Source organism: Archangium minus, from assembly GCF_044360475.1.
In the GTDB taxonomy this organism is placed as follows: Bacteria; Myxococcota; Myxococcia; order Myxococcales; family Myxococcaceae; genus Archangium; species Archangium minus.
On sequence record NZ_CP043494.1, the window covers coordinates 8917270 to 8932029 of the forward strand.

Annotated in this window: 16 protein-coding genes; 11 read left to right on the forward strand and 5 right to left on the reverse strand. The window is 67.7% G+C overall.

Going from position 1 to position 14760, the window contains the following annotated elements; all coding sequences use genetic code 11:
• Positions 1 to 98: 98 nt before the first annotated feature.
• Positions 99 to 932: a carboxypeptidase regulatory-like domain-containing protein gene (locus tag F0U60_RS36275; RefSeq protein WP_395806629.1), complete on the forward strand. Its 834-nt coding sequence runs from the start codon at positions 99 to 101 to the stop codon at positions 930 to 932.
• A gap of 81 nt (positions 933 to 1013) precedes the next feature.
• Here the strand turns inward: F0U60_RS36275 and F0U60_RS36280 are convergent, their stop codons facing one another.
• Positions 1014 to 1841 carry an Ig domain-containing protein gene (locus F0U60_RS36280; RefSeq protein WP_395806630.1) on the reverse strand — a complete coding sequence of 276 codons (828 nt, stop codon included), beginning with the start codon at positions 1839 to 1841 and terminating at the stop codon, positions 1014 to 1016.
• Positions 1842 to 2154: 313 nt separating this feature from the next.
• On the opposite strand from F0U60_RS36280, the gene F0U60_RS36285 reads away from it, so the two are divergent.
• The 4 genes from F0U60_RS36285 to F0U60_RS36300 all read left to right on the forward strand — a co-directional run bounded on the left by F0U60_RS36285 (position 2155) and on the right by F0U60_RS36300 (position 7225).
• Complete coding sequence (locus F0U60_RS36285; protein WP_395806631.1) at positions 2155 to 3756, forward strand: serine hydrolase domain-containing protein; 1602 nt, start codon at positions 2155 to 2157, stop codon at positions 3754 to 3756.
• An 89-nt stretch (positions 3757 to 3845) separates the two neighbouring features.
• Positions 3846 to 4775 (forward strand): NAD(P)/FAD-dependent oxidoreductase, encoded by a 930-nt coding sequence (locus tag F0U60_RS36290; RefSeq protein WP_395806632.1) that lies wholly within the window; start codon positions 3846 to 3848, stop codon positions 4773 to 4775.
• Positions 4776 to 4808: 33 nt separating this feature from the next.
• The gene (locus F0U60_RS36295; protein WP_395806633.1) at positions 4809 to 5738 is read left to right on the forward strand and encodes a helix-turn-helix domain-containing protein; all 930 of its coding nucleotides are present in this window, start codon (positions 4809 to 4811) and stop codon (positions 5736 to 5738) included.
• Positions 5739 to 5830: 92 nt separating this feature from the next.
• A complete protein-coding gene (locus tag F0U60_RS36300) occupies positions 5831 to 7225 on the forward strand; it encodes a dihydrolipoyl dehydrogenase family protein (protein WP_395806634.1) in 1395 nt (464 codons plus the stop codon).
• On the opposite strand, the gene F0U60_RS36305 is transcribed toward F0U60_RS36300, so the two are convergent.
• Positions 7213 to 7707, reverse strand: a complete 495-nt coding sequence (locus tag F0U60_RS36305; protein WP_395806635.1) for a VOC family protein — start codon at positions 7705 to 7707, stop codon at positions 7213 to 7215. The two genes, F0U60_RS36300 and F0U60_RS36305, sit on opposite strands and share 13 nt — an antisense overlap.
• 56 nt (positions 7708 to 7763) lie before the next feature.
• Positions 7764 to 8399, reverse strand: coding sequence for a hypothetical protein (locus tag F0U60_RS36310; RefSeq protein ID WP_395806636.1), 636 nt, complete (start codon positions 8397 to 8399; stop codon positions 7764 to 7766).
• A gap of 95 nt (positions 8400 to 8494) precedes the next feature.
• On the opposite strand from F0U60_RS36310, the gene F0U60_RS36315 reads away from it, so the two are divergent.
• Entirely contained in the window at positions 8495 to 8869 is a 375-nt protein-coding gene (locus F0U60_RS36315) for a group 1 truncated hemoglobin (protein ID WP_395806637.1), read from the forward strand.
• Positions 8870 to 8969: 100 nt separating this feature from the next.
• Positions 8970 to 9311 carry a DUF2845 domain-containing protein gene (locus F0U60_RS36320; protein ID WP_395806638.1) on the forward strand — a complete coding sequence of 114 codons (342 nt, stop codon included), beginning with the start codon at positions 8970 to 8972 and terminating at the stop codon, positions 9309 to 9311.
• Between the two features lie 57 nt (positions 9312 to 9368).
• Here the strand turns inward: F0U60_RS36320 and F0U60_RS36325 are convergent, their stop codons facing one another.
• Positions 9369 to 10685 carry a pectin acetylesterase-family hydrolase gene (locus F0U60_RS36325; protein ID WP_395806639.1) on the reverse strand — a complete coding sequence of 439 codons (1317 nt, stop codon included), beginning with the start codon at positions 10683 to 10685 and terminating at the stop codon, positions 9369 to 9371.
• Positions 10686 to 10799: 114 nt separating this feature from the next.
• On the opposite strand from F0U60_RS36325, the gene F0U60_RS36330 reads away from it, so the two are divergent.
• The 4 genes from F0U60_RS36330 to F0U60_RS36345 all read left to right on the forward strand — a co-directional run bounded on the left by F0U60_RS36330 (position 10800) and on the right by F0U60_RS36345 (position 14125).
• Complete coding sequence (locus F0U60_RS36330; protein WP_395806640.1) at positions 10800 to 11501, forward strand: hypothetical protein; 702 nt, start codon at positions 10800 to 10802, stop codon at positions 11499 to 11501.
• A 91-nt stretch (positions 11502 to 11592) separates the two neighbouring features.
• Entirely contained in the window at positions 11593 to 11904 is a 312-nt protein-coding gene (locus F0U60_RS36335) for a hypothetical protein (RefSeq protein ID WP_395806641.1), read from the forward strand.
• A 191-nt stretch (positions 11905 to 12095) separates the two neighbouring features.
• Positions 12096 to 13472, forward strand: a complete 1377-nt coding sequence (locus tag F0U60_RS36340; protein ID WP_395806642.1) for an L-serine ammonia-lyase — start codon at positions 12096 to 12098, stop codon at positions 13470 to 13472.
• An 8-nt stretch (positions 13473 to 13480) separates the two neighbouring features.
• Positions 13481 to 14125 carry an SRPBCC family protein gene (locus F0U60_RS36345; protein WP_395806643.1) on the forward strand — a complete coding sequence of 215 codons (645 nt, stop codon included), beginning with the start codon at positions 13481 to 13483 and terminating at the stop codon, positions 14123 to 14125.
• Positions 14126 to 14140: 15 nt separating this feature from the next.
• Here F0U60_RS36345 and F0U60_RS36350 read toward each other — a convergent pair whose 3' ends face one another.
• A complete protein-coding gene (locus F0U60_RS36350) occupies positions 14141 to 14620 on the reverse strand; it encodes a tetratricopeptide repeat protein (protein ID WP_395806644.1) in 480 nt (159 codons plus the stop codon).
• Positions 14621 to 14760: the final 140 nt, after the last annotated feature.

Genomic DNA, 14760 nt, shown 5'->3' on the forward strand with positions numbered 1-14760 from the left:
TTGGCCCACCGGCCCGCTTTTCTGTTAGACAGGCGTGGACCATCCCCACCCAGGTGCGTGAACCCCCCAGCGCACCGGGAGTGTGAGGAGACTGCACGATGAAGCTGCGTACGCTGGGCCTGACGGTGCTCGGAGCCGTGGGGCTCACCGCCCTGACGGCCTGCAAGAAGGACGAGGCCACCGCTCCCGCCCCCGCCGCCGCGCAAGCCCCGGCCCCGGCCCCGGCCACCGTGAAGGCCGCGCCATTGCCCGCTGACACGCCCCTGCCCCAGGAGCAGGAAGAAGCCGCCCAGGCCCCGCAGGGCGGTGGTGGCGTTCACGGGTTCGTCACCTTCAAGGGGAAGCCTCCCGCCCCCGCCCCCATCACCCCGGGCACGGATCCCAACTGCGACGGCATGGACCTGGTGGATCAGCCTGTCCAGGTGAAGGACGGCAAGCTCGCCAACGTGCTGGTGCGCGTGCGGGGCAACGTGCCCGGCCAGCCCACCACGCCGCCAAGCACCATGGTGGTGGTGGACCAGAACCGCTGCACGTACCTGCCGCGCGTGCAGGGAGCCGTCATCGGCCAGCCGCTCGTGCTGATGAACAGCGACAGCACGCTGCACAACGTGCGTGGCATGTCCGGAGGCAAGCAGCTCTTCAACGTGACCCAGCCTCCCCTGAAGACGAAGGAGGCCAGGCCGCCCGGGGACGCGGAGATCGTCCGCCTCAAGTGCGACATCCACCCGTGGATGACCGCCTTCGTGGTGATGAGCCCCCATCCGTACTTCGCCACCTCTGGAGAGGACGGCGCCTTCAGCCTCCAGGGCGTGCCGCCGGGGACGTATACGCTCGAGGCCTGGCACGAGACGCTCGGCACGAAGACGGCCGAGGTGACGGTGACGGAAGGCCAGGACGCCGAGGTGTCCTTCGAGTTCGTCGCCGCGAAGTAGGCCCGCTCCCAGGCCCTGAATGCACCACGGGCCCCGAGCGCGTCATGGCACTCGGAGCCCGGGCAGTACCGCCAGTGCTTCCTACTTCTTCTTGATGGTGAGCTTCGCCTCGGTGGCCTTGCTGCCACCCTCGGCCTTGATCGTGACCGCGCCCGCCTTCACGGCCGTCACCGTGCCGCTGGCGTCCACGGTGGCGATCTTCTCGTCGCTGGTGGTGTAGGTGAAGGACACGCCCTTGATGGCGGCGCCGTCCGTGCCCTTGGCGACCGCGGCGAGCGTCGCGCTCTCACCCACCTTCAGGGTGGCGGGCACCGTCTCGAAGGCCACCGCGTCCACGTCCGGCAGCTTGACGGTGACCTCGATGGCCTGCGTCAGCTTGCCCGAGGTCGCCGTCACCGTCGTGGAGCCCACGGCCTTGGCGATCAGCCGGTTGCCGTCCACCTCCACCACGTTGGCGTCGGCGCTGGAGTACTCCAGCTTCGCCGTCTTCACGGGCCGGCCAGCGTCATCCTGCACCTCCGCCTCCACCACCGCCTCCGAGCCGAGCCCGGTGAGCGTGAAGGGCGCGCCCTTCACGGTGATGGCCGAGGGAATGACCACCTCGACAGGAGCCGTGGCGCTCACCTCGCCGGACTTGATGGAGATGCTGGCCGAGCCGCTCTTCACCGCGCTCACCTTGCCGGTGGCATCTACGGTCGCGACCTTCGCGTCGCTGGAGGTAAATGCGAGCTCCGCCTTCTCCACGGGCTCGCCATCCTTCGTGAGTGCCCGCGCGGACAGGGCCACCGCCTGGCCCGCCTCGGACAGCTCCACCTTCGCCGGCTTCACCTCGATGCGCTCCACCTTCGCACAGGCGGAAGCGAGCATGACGACGGACGCGGCCATCAACGGATTGAACAGCCTCTTCATGATGAGTGTGCCTCCCACTCGCCGGGGGGCGAGCGCAGGGATGTCGGGATGAGGAACTTGGGGTCCAAAGGACCTGGGTGGTAAAACCCGCCATGCAGCAGCAAGACTTGTTCCATTTCCAACACCCCTCTGAGGGCTCCTGGAGGGCGTGGAGAAAAGGGGCAACTCACGCCCTGCGTTGTCCTTTTTTTCCACAGGTACTCGCACCGGCTGAAATCCGGTTACGGTGGGCGCCGTCAGCGCCGCGCGACATGGATCACGACATCCGAGCCCTAGAGACCCACACCGGGAACGAGCCCCGGAGGAACGCCCGGTGAAGGGGTTGTTGCCGCCGTTGCTCCTGCTCGGCCTCACGGTGTGGGCGGCGCCCCCGGGTGTCCCGGTGTGCGAGCGACCCTACGCCCCGGTGCAAGTCGTGAAGGTGGAGGTCCCCTTCCCCGAGGAAGTGCAACGGGCGTTGGAGGAGCTCGTGCGCGCGGAGCTGGCCCGGGAGCCGCACGTGGGGCTCGCGGTGGGCGTGAGGTGGGGAGACCAGCGCTGGGTAGGCGCCTACGGTTTGCGCGACAAGGCCCGCGGACTCCCGGCAACGCCGAGGACCACCTGGCGGCTGGCCTCCATCACGAAGACCTTCACCGCGGTGGCCGTGCTGCAGCTCGTGGAGCAGGGACGCCTCAACCTGGACGCGGACATCCGCACGCTGGTGCCCTCCTGGCCTGAGAAGCGCTGGCCGGTGACGGTGCGGCAGCTACTCGGACACCTGGGCGGCGTGACGAACTACGGCCGCTTTGGCCCGAGCCATGACACCGGTCCGCTCGACACCGCGGGCTCGGTGGCCCTCGTCTCGGGCTACGAGCTGGAGGCCGAGCCCGGCACCCGATTCATCTACAGCACCTGGGCCTACAACCTGCTCGGCGCGGCCATTGAAGCCGTCACGGGGCAGAGCTACGGGGAGTACCTCCACGAGCACGTCTTCGCCCCCGCCGGCATGGAGCACGCGGCACTGGACGATCGCCAAACGCGTGACGAGCACCACGCCGCGGGCTACCGCCTCCGGGAGGGGCAGCTCGTGCCCTCCAAGCTCGTCGACGTCTCCGGCCGCTTCGCTGGCGGAGGCACCCGCGCGTCCATCGAGGATCTGCTCAGCTATGGCGGAGCGCTGCTCGACTACCGGCTGGTGTCACGCGCGAGCACGGGGCTGATGCAGACCTCGATGAGCACCCGCGATGGGCGGCTCACCGACTACGGCATGGGCTTCGCGACCTGGCCGCTCCGAGGCCACTACGTGGTGGCCCACGCCGGGGCTCAGCCAGAGACCTCGACGCTGCTCCTGCTGCTTCCTGGAGAGGACGTGGCGATCGCGCTCGCGAGCAACGTGGAGGGACAAGCGGCCTCGCTGCGGCGCATCGCCTACGGCATCATCGAGCTGCTGCTCGAGGGCGAGGGCTCCCGGGTGAACACACGCCGCCAGGATGCGGTGGACGCGGTGGTCAACGAAGGGTTGGGGCGCATCTTCGGCTACGGGCTCGCGTACCACCTGTGGGCCACACGAGGGCCTGGGTCACTGCCCGGGACGGGTGGGCTCCCCGAGGCGTTCGAGCAGGTCGCGCAGCTGCTCGATCGGACCACCATCGCACGCGCTCCGAAGGCCACGCGCGAGCGCATCCTCACCGCTCACGGGCCGAGCGAGGACTGGCTCTTCGTCCGCGTGGGGGCCCACATGGCCCGGACGATGGAGGAGGCCCTGGGACCTGAGCAGTTGCGGAACTATCCGGCACGGGGACCGCTCGCCTTCTTCAACGACTACCTGGCCGTCTGCGAGGCAAGGGAGTGTCCGGAGCCGTTCCGCTTCAACGAGGTGCTGCGCGCGGAGCTGCGCCGGCTCACCGCGGGGAACATCGAGTCCACCCACCGCTGACACCAGAAGATTCGCCGATTCAGCACGACAACCCGCCCTGCCGCCTCGGGGTGCCCGCGTTTATCCGTTGAGCACCGGAGGACGAAAAGGTGACGAACTCGAAGCGGAAGGACGTGGTGATCATCGGTGGCGGCCCGGCGGGCCTGAACGCTGCGCTGGTGCTCGGACGCGCCCGGAAGAAGGTTCTCCTCTGCGATGGGGGAACCCGCCGGAACCTCATGGCGGAGCAGATCCACGGCTTCGTCACTCGCGATGGGACGCCCCCGATGGAGTTCCGACGCATCGCGCGTGAGCAGCTCCGCCCCTACGAAGGAGTCGAGGTCCGAGACGTGGGGATCTCCTCCGTGGAGCGCATCGCCTCGGGTTTCCGGGTCGTCCTCGCGGGAGGAGACGCGGTGGAGTGCCGCCGGGTCCTGCTCACCACGGGCCTGGTCGATGAGCGCCCAGACCTGCCCGGCTATCGCGAGCTGTGGGGCAAGAGCATCTTCGCGTGCCCGTACTGCCATGGCTGGGAGGTCCGCGATCGAGCGTTCGGGGTGCTCGCAACGAGCGCGATGCTCCTCGACTTCAGCCTGTTCCTCACCGGCTGGTCACGGGACGTTGTCGCCTTCACCCAGGGAGGCCTGGAAGTGCCCGCCGAGCAGCGCCAGCGGCTCGAGCGCGCCGGCGTCCGACTCGAGCCCCGGAGGATCCGCCGACTCGTCCCCCACGGGGAGCACCTCGAAGCGGTGGAGTTGGAGGATGGAACCCGGGTGGCCCGCGAGGTGCTCTTCGCCCATCCGCACCAGCGCCAGACGGAACTGGTCCAGCGGCTCGGCCTCGCCCTCGATGAGCAGGGCTTCGTCCGCATCAACGAGCGCATGGAGACCTCCGCTCCAGGAATCCACGCGGCGGGCGATCTCACCACCCGCCTCCAATCAGCGATCGTCGCGGCGTCGGCGGGATTCCAGGCCGCGGCGATGATCAACCATGCCCTCAACATGGAAAACGCGGACGCGGGATTTCCGTCTGAAGGTTGAGCCCAGACCATGCTTGCGGCTACGAAGGAAACGATGACGAAGACGAAGACCCTGCCCGGAGCGAAGAAGCCGGAGCTGGTGCGTGAGGAGTTCGAGCGTCACCAGAGCCCGGTATGGGTGCAACGCTACAGCCGGCCCCAGCACCGTCCCGCCCGGCCAGGAACCTTCGTCCATTCGTACGCGGTCATCTTCCTCGTGACGCGAGGCATGTCGAGGGTACAGCACTCCGGCGACCTGGTGCTGCGCGCGGGAGACGTCCACATCATTCCCCCCGGGGATGCACACGGCTCGGCGCACTTCGATGACATGGAGGGCTGGGCGCTCTCGTTCCACCCGGAGGCGTTTCCCCATGAAGACCCGAGCTGGGGAAGCCACACGGGCCTGCGACTGGGACCGTTGCTGCGGGTCCGCAGCGGGTGCCACCCGGTCCTCCGCCCGAACGCCGCTCAACGCCAGCGCCTCGAAGGGTGGATGCGCCTCCTTGAGCAGGAGCTCTCCGGCAACGAGCGGTCCCGCGACGAGGCTGTGAGCGCGCTGCTCCGGTTGGTGCTGATCGAGCTGGAGCGGATGAGCGGCCCCGAGGCCACACCTGACCCCGCGGGCCAGGGGATCGCCCGCCAGGCGATCACGTACATCGAGGCAAACGCCCTCGAGCCGCTGTCACTCGCGCAGGTCGCACGCGCCGTTGGGCGCTCGGCCACGCACGTGGCCAGCGTGGTTCGCAAAGAGACGGGCCGCACGGTGGGACAGTGGATCCTCGAGTACCGCATGGCCGAGGCCCGGCGGCGGCTTCGGGGGACGGACGAGCAGGTGGACATCATCGCCGAGCGCGTGGGTTACGCGGACGTGACGCACTTCATCCGCCTCTTCCGGCGCGCGCACGGCCTCACTCCCGCCGCGTGGCGACGTCAGGCAACGAATCTCTCCGAACAACACCCACACGCCGACCAACACTCCGAGTGACATGTTCTGGATGAAAGCCGCACTGCGCGCCACGTGAAGCCGCCGCTCGTGCTCCCCTGAGCCTCCCTGGACCCGAAGTGTGGAGAGGGCACATGGCGGATGCATTGGATGTCGTGGTCATCGGAGGAGGCCCCACCGGAGAGAACGCAGCGGCGAGGACCGCTGGGGGCGGACTCTCGACAGCCCTCGTGGAGGTGGAGCGATTCGGTGGCGAGTGCTCCTTCTGGGCCTGCATCCCCAGCAAGGCCCTGCTGCGGCCTCCAGAGGTGTTGTGGCTGGCCCGGCACACCCCCGGCGCTCGCGATGCGGTGAAGGGACAGCTCAACGCCTCCGAGGTCCTCGCGCACCGGGATCGGATGGTCCAAGGCTATGACGACAGCTCCCAGGCGGAATGGGCACGAGGCGCGAAGCTGGAAGTGGTGCGTGGGCACGGCCGGCTCACGGGCCCTCGCACGGTGCGCGTCACACTGCGTGACGGAGGAACGCGCGAGCTGACGGCACGCCGGGCGGTGGTGCTGGCCACGGGCAGCGGTCCACGCCTTCCAGACATCCCCGGGCTGCACGAGGCCAAGCCCTGGACCAACCGCGAGGGCACCGCAGCCAAGAACGTGCCCCGGCGGCTGGTGGTGATGGGAGGCGGAGCGGTGGCGACGGAGTTGAGCCAGGCCTGGCGCGAGCTGGGAGCCCAGGAGGTGACGCTAATCCAGCGCGGCGAGCACCTCCTCGGACGCCTGGAGCCCTTCGCCCGCGAGCTACTGGAGAAGGCCCTGCGCGAGAGTGGCATCACGGTGCGCACGAGCACCCAGGTGACGCGCGTCCACCGTCCCGGTGGACAAGGCGAGGTGACGGTGACGCTCTCCACCGGGGAGACGCTCCGCGCGGACGAGCTGCTGGTGGCGATGGGCCGCGAGGCTCGGACCCAAGACCTCGGGCTGGAAACGGTGGGGCTGACGCCGGGCAAGCCGGTGGAGGTGGATGACCAGCTCCGCGCCACGGGTGTGAAGGACGGCTGGCTGTACGCGTGCGGGGACGTGAACGGGCGCAACCTGCTCACACACATGGGGAAGTACCAGGCGCGGCTGGCGGGAGATCACATCCTGGGCAAGCAGGTGGCGGCGTGGGCGGATGCGCGGGCAACGCCGCAGGTGCTCTTCACGCACCCGCAGGTGGCCTCGGTGGGACTCACCGAAGCGGAGGCGCGCAAGCAGGGACTGCCGGTGCGCACAGTGCGGGTGGGCCTGGACTCGGTGGCAGGCACGGCCCTGCTCGGCGAGGGCCTCAACGGGGCGGTGCAGCTGGTGGTGGACGAGCGGCGGCGCATCCTGCTCGGAGCCACCTTCGTGGGCCCTGGGGTGGGAGAGCTGCTGCACTCGGCCACCATCGCGGTGGCCGGCGAGGTACCGCTCGACAGACTGTGGCACGCGGTACCGGCCTTCCCCACCGTCAGTGAGGTGTGGCTCCGGCTGCTGGAGTCCTACGGCTTGTGAGCAGCGGCCTTCGCGAGCGTATCGAAGGCGGAGATGACCTCGGGCGGGGCCTGCACCAGCTCGATGAGCACGCCCTCTCCCCCGAGCGGGAACTGCTCGTTGCCCTTGGGGTGGATGAACGTCACATCGAAGCCGGCGGCGCCCTTGCGGATGCCACCGGGAGCGAACCGCACGCCCTGCCCTTCCAGCCACGTCACCGCCGCGCGCAGATCATCCACCCACAGCCCCAGGTGGTTGAGCGCGGGGTCGTGCACGCGCGGCTTCCCGTTCGGGTCCACCGGCTGCATCAGGTCCACCTCCACGCGGAAGGGACCGACTCCAGCCACAACGATGTCCTCGTCGACGTTCTCGCGCTCGCTGCGGTAGGTGCCGTGAGGCTCGAGGCCCAGCACGTCCACCCAGAGCTTGCGCAGGGGCGCCTTGTCCGGTCCGCCGATGGCCACCTGCTGGAGGCCCAGGATGCGAAAGGGTCGTGTCGTCATGGCGGCGCACCGTCGCAGAGGGGGCCGAGCCAGGCAAGGCCCTCATCCCCGGAGGATTAGAAACCCGGCGGCACCCGACCATGCAGACAGGTGATGGTGTTGGGTACGCGAGGCCCCGACCACAGCGCGTGCCTCATGCCCGAACGCTCTTGAGGTGGCACCCCCTCCTCCACCGACCAGTGGGGCTCCTCTCCGGGACGCAGCGAGTGGAGCCCGCTCTGCCACGGGCCAATGACATAGGTGTGCCCCGCGGCACGACAGCCGAAGAAGCGCGTCCAGGCCCGAGCGAAATCGTGCCCTCGCGCCGTCCCGAAAGTCTCACAGGTGCGGAACCACCAGAGCGCCTCCCCGCCAGGCACGAGGCGCTCGCGCAACGCGGCCAGGCGCTCCTGCCAGGGGTGACCCGGTGCAAGCGCCCGGACATCCAGCGGCACCCGATTGATGAGCGCACAGCCCCAGTTGCCATGACCCCAGAACTGGATCTCCGCGATGCGCTCCTCGCGTGAGCGCTCGAGCAGCCAATCGAGCGCTTCGTCCCAGGTCACCACACCTTTCCAGGCATCGAGCCGGCCGAGCGCACGATACAGCACGCCTCCGACACGCCACGAGAAGGTGAGACCCGGAAGACCCCAGGGCCCGCCGCAGGTGCGGTCGTACACCATCAACCTCGAGCCCTCTTTCCGCTCCGCCATCGCCGATCCTCCCGATGCCCTTCCACCCCATTCCAAACTAGAATCCACCGCGGCGACAACAAGGGCCTCCAAGGGCCTGGAAGGGGAGTTCGCGCGTGTACCAGACGAACAGTCTCTACGAGCAACTGGGGGGCGAGGAGATGGTCTCCAAGGCGGTGTCCATCTTCTATCGCAAGGTGCTGGGAGATCCCCTCCTGAGGCCCTTCTTCGAGGGGGTCGACGTGGCGCGCGTGGAGTCCATGCAGCGGGCCTTCCTGGCCACGGTCTTCGGCGGCCCCAACACGTACTCCGGCCGCGACATGCGCCGGGCCCATAAGCGGCTGGTGGAGCGCGGACTGAGCGATGTCCACTTCGACGCCGTGATGAACCACCTGGACAACACCCTGGCGGAGCTGAACGTGGGCAAGCTGCTCAGGGACTGGGCCCGCGCCCTCACGGAGAGTCAACGCAGGGACATCCTGGGACGCTGAGCGCAGAGGGCCGCGAGGAATCTGGGCCCGGCGATTGAATATCCTCGGGGGTAGGACGTCCTGCACATCCCCTCAAGGATTCTCGAAGGAGCCCCTCTCGATGCGAGCCCTGCTGGCGAGCCTGACCCTCTCGTTCTTCCTGTTCCCCACCTCCAGTGATGCGGCCACGCTCCGCTGTGGCAACAACCTCGTCGCGGATGGGGCCTCCAAGTCCGACGTCCTCCTGAAGTGCGGAGAGCCAATGGCCAAGGAGAGTCGCACCGAGTCCGTGGGCGAGAAGACGAGGCAAAAGACCGAGGACAGCAGCACCACCACCGAGCGGGTCGTCCAAAAGACGATCGAAGAGTGGACGTACAACTTCGGTCCCCAGCGGCTGATGCAGGTGGCGGTGTTTGAGAACGGCCGCCTCGTCGATGTGAAGAGCGGGGGCTACGGGCGGTAGGCAACCGACTCCTCGCCGACTGCCTCCGCCAAACCCTGCTCAACCCATCAGCCGGGCTCAGCCACCGAGGGCGCCGTTGATGAGCGGCGCGACGATGTCCATACCAGGATCCTCGTCGTTGTAGCCGTTGGCCGGCTCGTAGATGCGGACGCGCTGGTTCTCATTGATGAAGCGATGGAGGAAGACATCCATCGGCACGAACTCGCTGTAGCACTTGTAGCTCTGCCACGGCTCGGGGATGTACTCGTACCAGTTGTGCTTCTTCTCCATCCGCTCGCAGGCGTGCGCGCCGATGAAGGTGATGATCGTGCTGCAATGGCTGGCGTTGATGGGCCGGCTGTACGGAATGAAGTAGCTGTAGTTGTTGTAGAGCTTCAGCTCGGCGACCAGCTTGTCCTGGTCCTCCTTCCAATACCGGAGGACCGTCTCCTGATCATTGGGCGTGTAGAAGCGCTCATAGGAGAAGCGCGAGTAGTTGTAGTCGCGCGAGTAGGCCGTGTAGGCCAGCTGGTCGTTGGGGAACTCCATCGCCAGCATGCGGTTGATGGTGCCGAGGTTGTTGCGGTCGAAGGACGCCGGGAACTGGTTGAACACCGAGTCGAGGTTCCACGACTGGCGGATCTTGTCGTGGAGCGGGCGCGAGCGATCATTGACGTTCGGCGCGAGGTAGATGGGGCCGGAGTCGTTCAGGAAATATCCGCGCGCCGGATTGATGATGCGACGCACGAAGTAATACGAGGACGAGGTGGCGGTGCCGCCGGCGCTGAAGCCGGTGACCAGGAGCTTCTGGACGTTCGGGAACTGCGTCTTGGCGTAGTTGATGGCCGCGAGCGAGTTGGTATAGCCGTAGTGGTGCCAGGGGAGCGGCGGCTGCTGTCCCGTCGGATCCGTATAGGTGACGGTGTTGTTGCCCACGTGCACATCGCCCGTGCAGTAGGGCATGTAGACGATGTTCCAGTCCTTCGTCGCGATGTCGGTGCGGCTGCGGAAGGGCAGCCCCGGATCGGCGCCGTTCACGATCGGCGAGACATACTTCGCCGTGAACTGCTTCATGTAGTCGTCCGTGATGCCGTTCGGGTTGGCCGCGCCGAGCAGGCCCGCGCGTCCGCTACAGGTGTCGTAGTCCCAGCACGCACCGCCACCTTCAAAGAAGAACATCAGGTTCTTCGAGCCGGTGGTGCTCCGCGTGATGAAGAACTTGTATTGGGAGCCGTTGCCGCACTTCGTTCCCGGCAGCTCCACCTTCTCCCAGTTGTAGTTGTTGCCGCCGTCGACCAGCACCTCGACGATGCCGTCGACCAGCACCTCCGCGCGAGCGACACTTGGGGGGACTGCCGCGGCGGCGAGAAGGCCCAACAAGAGATGGCTTTTCATCCCAACTCCTCCATAGGTGGTATTCGGTGGGATGAAGGACAGTATCACAATCCGTGAAATATCAGTCTCTCGTACTCCGATTTGTCTTCCATCAACCCCCGTTGCGGAACAGGCGTGGCACCGGATATCTCGTTGGCCATGGGCGCGAATACCCGGTCGAAGACCCTGCCGTGGCTCGTAGCGGTGGCAACCATCGCGCTGCTGGCGGTGCTGTGGTTTGTCCTACCGCGTCATGAGGCAGCCACGGAGGAAGCCCCCCGCCGCGAGGAGAAGGTCGCAAGGCCCGTGGGAGACGCCGCTCCAGCGCCCGTGCCAGAAGCGCCCTCCCCGCCCCAGACCGTCACCGCCGTCACGACGGATGCAGGCGTCGCCTCCGAGACACTGTCTTCTGACGCACCTCGCCGTCATCCAGTGGACCTGGCGAAGCTGCGCGAGCAACTGCCCAACAACCTCTATTGGGAGCTCAGCGCACCCACGAAGGATCCCCTGGTTCTCCAGAAGCGCGCCGAGGAAACCCAGCGCTGGAACGAGCTCTACGGCAAGGTGCAGTCGAACACGGCCAGCGAGGAGGAGATCCACCAGTACTACGAGCACCGCCGCAGGGTGTCGGAGGACTCCATCGCGTTCGCGAGTCGGGTGCTCCAGGAGTACGGCTCCCAACTGCCGGAGCAGGAGCGGGGCCTGTACGAGCTGAGCATCCGGATGCACCGCACCCGCCTCGACGAGATTCCGCGGCAGACAGATGACGCGCTCGCGCGCAAACGCACCCAAGACCAGCGCCGGAAGGAATGGCTCGGTGGCGGACGGGGGAACTGAGCTGGCCCGTCCGTTCTGTGGGTATCCGTGCAAGCGGCACGAGGGTCCCCCTTCCCGTCAGCCCCTGCCGCACTCACCCTTTAGGGCAGCTATGAATCCCAACGCTGCCATTGATGCTTCCGACAAGCGGCGCATGCTCGTGCTCGCGGGCCTGGTCGCCGTCCCCATCTATGTCCTCCCCGTGGGCTTCTGGGGACTCCGCGCGCTCTGGCCCCGGACGCTGCGCTCCGCTGCCTCCGGTCTTGTGACCCTGGGCATGCTGTCCTTGGTCGGCTTGAGCCTGCGAGGGCTCGTCCGGATAAAGGCTGAGCAGCCGAGCGGCGCCGAGCGGTGGAAGTTCCCGTTCCACTGGCCGCAGATGTCGGAGGACGAGTTCGCCGCGTCGGCAGCCTCGGGCCACTAAGTCGTTGGGGCTCCATTCATCATGCGTCAGGGATGCCCTCATGGATGCAGGGCGTCAGCCATGACGCGTGTCGTCAGATAGAGCACGACACGGGCCGCGAGCCTCCTCCTTTGTCTCAGGGGACGCCGCGACACGCGATGACCTGTTTGGGATATAGGTTCGTTCGCGTGTCTCAGGGCGGGAGGCGGCTCGTGGCTCTCAGTGTTTTCGACATGTTCAAAATTGGTATCGGGCCCTCGAGCTCGCATACCGTCGGACCGATGCGTGCGGCGCGGCAGTTCGTGGAGACCCTCGCGAACGCGGCGGGCGGGCTCAGCGCTGTCGAGTCCGTGAAGGTGGAGCTCTTCGGCTCGCTCGGTCACACCGGCAAGGGTCACGGCAGTGACGTCGCGGTCCTCCTCGGGCTGGAGGGCGAGCGTCCTGAGGAGGTCGACTGCGACGCCGTGCCCGCTCGTATCTCGGGCATCACCGAGACCGCGAAGCTGAAGCTGCTCGGCCAGCAGCTCGTGAAGTTCAAGCCCTCCGAGGACATCGTCTTCCACAAGCGGCAGTCGCTGCCGCGCCACCCCAACGGCATGCGCTTCACCGCGGTGCTCGCCGGGCGGAGTGAGCCCTTCACCCGCGTCTACTACTCGGTGGGCGGAGGCTTCGTCGTGAACGACGACGGCACCTCGTCGCTCGGCGTGGGAGCAACCGACGGGCGCATCCCCTACCCCTTCAAGACGGGCGCGGAGCTGCTGGCGCTCTGCCATCAGCACGGGCTGAGCATCAGCACGCTGATGCTGGAGAACGAGAAGGCGCTGCGGCCTGAGGCCCAGGTAAGGGCGGGGCTGCTGCGCATCTGGGAGGTCATGCAGGCGTGCGTGAAGCGTGGCTGCGAGCGCGAGGGAATCCTCCCGGGCGGGCTCAAGGTGAAGCGGCGCGCGGCGGGCATCTACCGCAAGCTCAAGGGAGACATGCGCGGCACGGATCCCCTGCTGGCCATGGACTGGGTGAACCTCTACGCGCTCGCGGTGAACGAGGAGAACGCGGCCCAGGGGCGCGTGGTGACGGCGCCCACCAACGGCGCGGCCGGCATCGTGCCCGCGGTGCTCCACTACTACCGGCGCTTCGTGCCGGGCGCGGACGATGAGGGCGCCATCCGCTTCCTACTCACCGCGGGCGCCATCGGCATTCTCTACAAGCTCAACGCCTCCATCTCCGGCGCCGAGGTGGGCTGCCAGGGCGAGGTGGGTGTCGCCTGCTCCATGGCGGCAGCGGGCCTCGCCGAGGTCATGGGCGGCACGCCCGAGCAGGTGGAGAACGCGGCGGAGATCGGCATGGAGCACAACCTGGGGCTCACGTGCGACCCCATTGGCGGGCTCGTGCAGGTGCCGTGCATCGAGCGCAACGCCATGGGCTCCATCAAGGCCATCAACGCCGCGCGGCTGGCGCTCCAGGGCGACGGCAAGCACAAGGTGTCGCTCGACAAGGTCATCGCGACGATGCGCCAGACGGGCGCGGACATGATGACCAAGTACAAGGAGACCGCGCGCGGCGGTCTCGCCGTCAACATCATCGAATGCTGAGAGCTGAAATGCTGAAGAAGGTCCTCCTCGCGCTCGTCGTCGCCCTCGTGGGTTTCTCCGCCGTGGTGGTGTCGCGGCCGTCCACCTTTCGGGTCGAGCGCTCCATCACCGTCGCGGCCCCCGTGGATCTCCCCTTCGGCCTGGTGAACGACTTCCACCGCTGGCACTTCTGGTCGCCGTGGGAAGCGCTCGACCCGAAGATGAAGAAGACCTTCGACGGGCCGTTCGCGGGCCCCGGCGCCATCTACGCCTGGTCCGGCAACGCCGAGGCCGGTCGGGGGAAGATGACCATCCTGGACTCGAAGCCCTACGAGTCCATCCGCGTCCAGCTCGAGTTCATCGAGCCGTGGCAGGCCACGAACATCGCCACCTTCACGTTCCAGCCTGGACCCGAGGGCGTCACGGTCCGCTGGGCCATGGAGGGGCACAACACCTTCATGGGCAAGGCCTTCTCCCTCTTCATGGACATGGACGGGAGGGTCGGCGGGGACTTCGAGAAGGGCCTGGCCACCATCAAGTCGCTGACCGAGACCGAGGCGAAGAACCGGCGCGAGCGAGAGGCCCTGCTCAAGACCAGGGCCGAAGCCGAGGCCGCCAAGGCAGCGCAGCCGGCGCCCAACGGGCCGGCCCAAGCGACCACGACCGCGCCCTGAGCCTCACCGGGGCCGTCAGCCCCCACCCAGGTTGGCGCACGCCCGTGCGTCACCGCCGTCGCAGGCGCGCCGGAGAAGCTTCGAGGCCTCGGCGTCGTTCTTCTCCGCGCACGCGCCCGTCCTGTGGCAGATGCCCGCGCTGAAGCAGCCCGCCGCGTCGCCTGCTTCGCACGCGCGCATGTAGAGCGAGAAGGCGCGCGCCGGATCCGCGCTCACGCCACGTCCCTGCCAGACCAATGTGCCCAGCACGGTGCACGCCCGGGCGACGCCCGCGTCACACACGCGCGTGTACTGCTCGGCCGCGCGCGCCACCTCCCCCTTCCGCTCAGCCTCCACGGCCGCGTCGAAGCACCCCTTCACCGTCCCGCCGGGGCACTTCTCGTCCTTGCTCGCCAGGGCCGCCGTGGCCTTGTCCTGCACAGCCTCCTGGCCCTGTCCCTTCTTCTCAGAGCACGCCACCACCGAGAGCAGCGCCACCACCCAAAGTCTTCTCATGGACACCTCCTCGTTCCCGCTGCACCGCGTCACGCATCGGACGCATCGCGTCAAGTCTTGTTTTATCAGGAAAAAGTGACATCCCGCATCAGCCCCACTAATACGCGCGATGCATTCCCCCCCCTCCTACCCCGAGGAGT

Bases quoted from the DNA above. Each gene is read 5' to 3' on its own strand.
- F0U60_RS36310 (WP_395806636.1), bottom strand. From the start codon at position 8,399: ATGGCGGAGCGGAAAGAGGGCTCGAGGTTGATGGTGTACGACCGCACC.
- F0U60_RS36275 (WP_395806629.1), top strand. From the start codon at position 99: ATGAAGCTGCGTACGCTGGGCCTGACGGTGCTCGGAGCCGTGGGGCTC.
- F0U60_RS36295 (WP_395806633.1), top strand. From the start codon at position 4,809: ATGACGAAGACGAAGACCCTGCCCGGAGCGAAGAAGCCGGAGCTGGTG.
- F0U60_RS36335 (WP_395806641.1), top strand. From the start codon at position 11,593: ATGAATCCCAACGCTGCCATTGATGCTTCCGACAAGCGGCGCATGCTC.
- F0U60_RS36300 (WP_395806634.1), top strand. From the start codon at position 5,831: ATGGCGGATGCATTGGATGTCGTGGTCATCGGAGGAGGCCCCACCGGA.
- F0U60_RS36305 (WP_395806635.1), bottom strand. From the start codon at position 7,707: ATGACGACACGACCCTTTCGCATCCTGGGCCTCCAGCAGGTGGCCATC.
- F0U60_RS36320 (WP_395806638.1), top strand. From the start codon at position 8,970: ATGCGAGCCCTGCTGGCGAGCCTGACCCTCTCGTTCTTCCTGTTCCCC.
- F0U60_RS36325 (WP_395806639.1), bottom strand. From the start codon at position 10,685: ATGAAAAGCCATCTCTTGTTGGGCCTTCTCGCCGCCGCGGCAGTCCCC.
- F0U60_RS36350 (WP_395806644.1), bottom strand. From the start codon at position 14,620: ATGAGAAGACTTTGGGTGGTGGCGCTGCTCTCGGTGGTGGCGTGCTCT.
- F0U60_RS36280 (WP_395806630.1), bottom strand. From the start codon at position 1,841: ATGAAGAGGCTGTTCAATCCGTTGATGGCCGCGTCCGTCGTCATGCTC.
- F0U60_RS36345 (WP_395806643.1), top strand. From the start codon at position 13,481: ATGCTGAAGAAGGTCCTCCTCGCGCTCGTCGTCGCCCTCGTGGGTTTC.